Raw genomic sequence first — 2843 nt, 5'->3', positions numbered from 1 at the left:
TGCCAGAAGATCCCCGCCGAGGCCAGCGTGATCAACCCCATCGCGGCAAACGTCGCCTGGAAGGAGTGCAGCGTCTGCACCGCTTCGGCGGTGCCGAAGAAACCCGTGAAGGCGGCCAGCACCGCGCCGGCGGCGGCCACGCCCATGCTCATGGCCAGCATTTGGATCATGGACAGCAGGCTGTTGCCGCTGCTGGCCATGCTGCTGTCGAGGTCGCGCAGGGTGACGGTGTTCATCGCGGTGAACTGCATGGAATTGACCGCGCCGAAGCAGGCCAGTTGCAGGATGTGCAGCCACAGCGGCTGGGCCGGCGTGACGAGTGCGAAACTGGCCATGGTGAGGCCCACCAGCGCAGTGTTGGTCACCAGCACCCGGCGATAGCCGTAGCGCGTGATGAGCGGCGTGGTGACGCGCTTGACCAGCATGCTGGCCACGGCGACGGGCACCATCATCATGCCGGCCTGCAACGGCGAATAATCCAGGCTGACCTGCAGCAACAGCGGCACCAGAAAGGGCATGCACGAGCTGCCCAGGCGCGAGAACAGGTTGCCCAACAGGCCTATGCTGAGCGTGGGGATCGAAAACAGCTTGGGCGAAAACAGCGGGTCGGGCCGCTTGGCCGCATGCAGCCAGTAGGCGGTCAGGCTGGCCATGCCGAACACCAGCAGCACCAGCACGCTGGCCTGTTTCAGGCCCAGGCCCGACAGCCCGTCGACCGCGAGCGAGACGGCCACCATGCCGAAGGCCAGGAACAGATAACCCGGCAGGTCAAAGCGCGGCACCTGCATCCGCGGGTTGTCCTGCATATAGAACACCGTCGCCACCCCGCCCAGCAGCCCCACCGGAATGTTGATGAGGAAGACCCAGTGCCAGGTGGCCACCTCGACCAGCCAGCCGCCCAGGGTGGGGCCTATCAACGGGCCGATCAGGCCCGGAATGGCGATAAAGCTCATGGCCTGCAAAAAGCGTTCGCGCGGGAAGGCGCGCAGCACGGCGAGCCGGCCCACCGGCAGCAGCAACGCCCCGCCCATGCCCTGCACCACGCGCGCGGCCACCAGTTGCATCAGGTTGCCGGACAGCGCGCAGGCGATGGAGCCGACGACGAACAAGGAGATCGCGCCCACATACACGCGCCGCGTGCCGAAGCGGTCGGCGATCCAGCCGGAGGCGGGGATCAACATGGCCATGGTGAGGGAATAGGCCACCACCACCGACTGCATGCGCAAGGGGCTTTCGCCGAAACTGCGGGCCATGGCCGGCAGGGTGGTGTTGACGATGGTGGCGTCCAGGGTCTGCATGAAAAAGCCGATGGCCACCAGCCAGAGCAGCACACGCAATGATTTTTCTTCTGCCTGCATGGTTGAGAGATGAAAAATGGCGGACTTGGTTCAGGGCATTGAACAGACGGAAAGAACGGCGGACAGCAAAAAGCCGCCTCGAGGGCGGCTTTTTGAGCGGGGTGCGGGATTCGCCTCAGGCCGAGAAGCTGGAACCGCAGCCGCAGGTGCTGGTGGCGTTGGGGTTCTTGATGACGAACTGGGCGCCTTCAAGGTCGTCCTTGTAGTCGATCTCGGCGCCCACCAGGTACTGGTAGCTCATGGCGTCGATCAGCAGGGACACGCCGTTCTTGGTCATGGTGGTGTCGTCTTCGTTGGTGATTTCATCAAAGGTGAAACCATACTGGAAGCCGGAGCAGCCGCCGCCCTGGACGAACACGCGCAGCTTCAGGTCGGGATTGCCTTCTTCGGCGATCAGCTCAGCCACCTTGGAGGCGGCGCTGTCGGTGAAGACAAAAGGCGCGGGCATTTCGGTCTGGATATTTTCGGCAACGGCACTCATGGGGACTCCAATACATCATCAAGCGAACATCGTCCGCGATTCGGGGCTGCAGGCTCTGGCGGCACTGAWAGGCAAATAGTACAGCAATTCAATCAACCATAACGCCCATGCGTGTTAGGCGCAGCCATCTATTTGTGAGCGCTTACTCTCAAAATCCACCCGGCAGGCTTAGATATTGTTGGCCGCCAGCTTGAGCGTGGGCTTTTCTTCCAGCTCCGGATGCGTGGTGGGACGCAACTGTCCAAAGATGACGGCGCCCTGGTGCATTTCAAGCGCTTTGTAGGACACGTCGCCCTCGATCTTCGCCTTGGGCTGCAGCTCGAGCAGCTCGGAAGCATGCACGGGCCCCATGACGCGGCCGTTGATGATGACGTGGTCGGCGTGGATATAGCCGGTCACGGTGGCGGACTCGCTGATCACCAGGATGCTGGAGCTGCCTTCGGCGGCCCGAATGTCGCCTATGACTTCGCCGTCTATGCGCAGGCCGTCGGTGAACTTCAGGTTGCCTTCAATACAGCTGCCCTGGGCAATCAGGCTTTTGATAGGCGGCTGTTTCTTTTTTCCAAACATACAAAAATTCCTGTGCTGGGTCGGTGTGCAATGGGCGGGATGGCTGGGGGAAATTCATTCAAAGCTTGAAGGTCTGGGAAGATCTGACCGCTGTTCCCTCAATGACCTTAGCTGTAACACTTTGTACCACGGCTTGGGGGGGCAAGTCGAGGACACCCTCCACACGCCGGTACTGTTTGAACTGTAAAGTTTGCGGCCCTCCGGGCAAAGTCATGCTCCAGGGCTTGCCGGCCTGGGTTCCATGGACGGTGAGGTCCAGTTTCCCGTTGAAATTCGGGGCGGCTTTCTCAGCCTGGATGACCAGCACCTGCCACTTGAGCTGGGTGTCGGACAGCCTTTCGGCCTGCAGGCTGCGGATGGTGGCCACTTCGGCGCTACCGGCCGGCAGCAGCTTTTCAAAAAAGCCCAGGTCGTCGCGCAGGCTTCGGTTGTCC

General features: G+C 61.9%; 4 protein-coding genes. All 4 read right to left on the bottom strand.

What is annotated here, in order from left to right:
• The coding region (gene mdtD, locus AC1D0P_RS24075) for a multidrug transporter subunit MdtD (protein WP_477679046.1) at nucleotides 1-1358 on the bottom strand (1358 nt) is incomplete at its 3' end.
• A gap of 115 nt (nucleotides 1359-1473) precedes the next feature.
• On the bottom strand, nucleotides 1474-1839 hold the full coding sequence (erpA, locus tag AC1D0P_RS24070) for an iron-sulfur cluster insertion protein ErpA (RefSeq protein WP_122955163.1): 366 nt from the start codon (nucleotides 1837-1839) through the stop codon (nucleotides 1474-1476).
• Nucleotides 1840-2007: 168 nt separating this feature from the next.
• A complete protein-coding gene (locus AC1D0P_RS24065) occupies nucleotides 2008-2409 on the bottom strand; it encodes a bactofilin family protein (protein WP_436156070.1) in 402 nt (133 codons plus the stop codon).
• Nucleotides 2410-2467: 58 nt separating this feature from the next.
• On the bottom strand, nucleotides 2468-2843 hold a 376-nt coding region (locus AC1D0P_RS24060; protein WP_477679045.1), incomplete at its 5' end, for a DUF6776 family protein.

This window comes from Polaromonas sp. P1_G2 (assembly GCF_056405515.1).
Note: the sequence above shows the minus strand (reverse complement) of the source record. Positions and strands in the feature narration are given on the sequence as shown.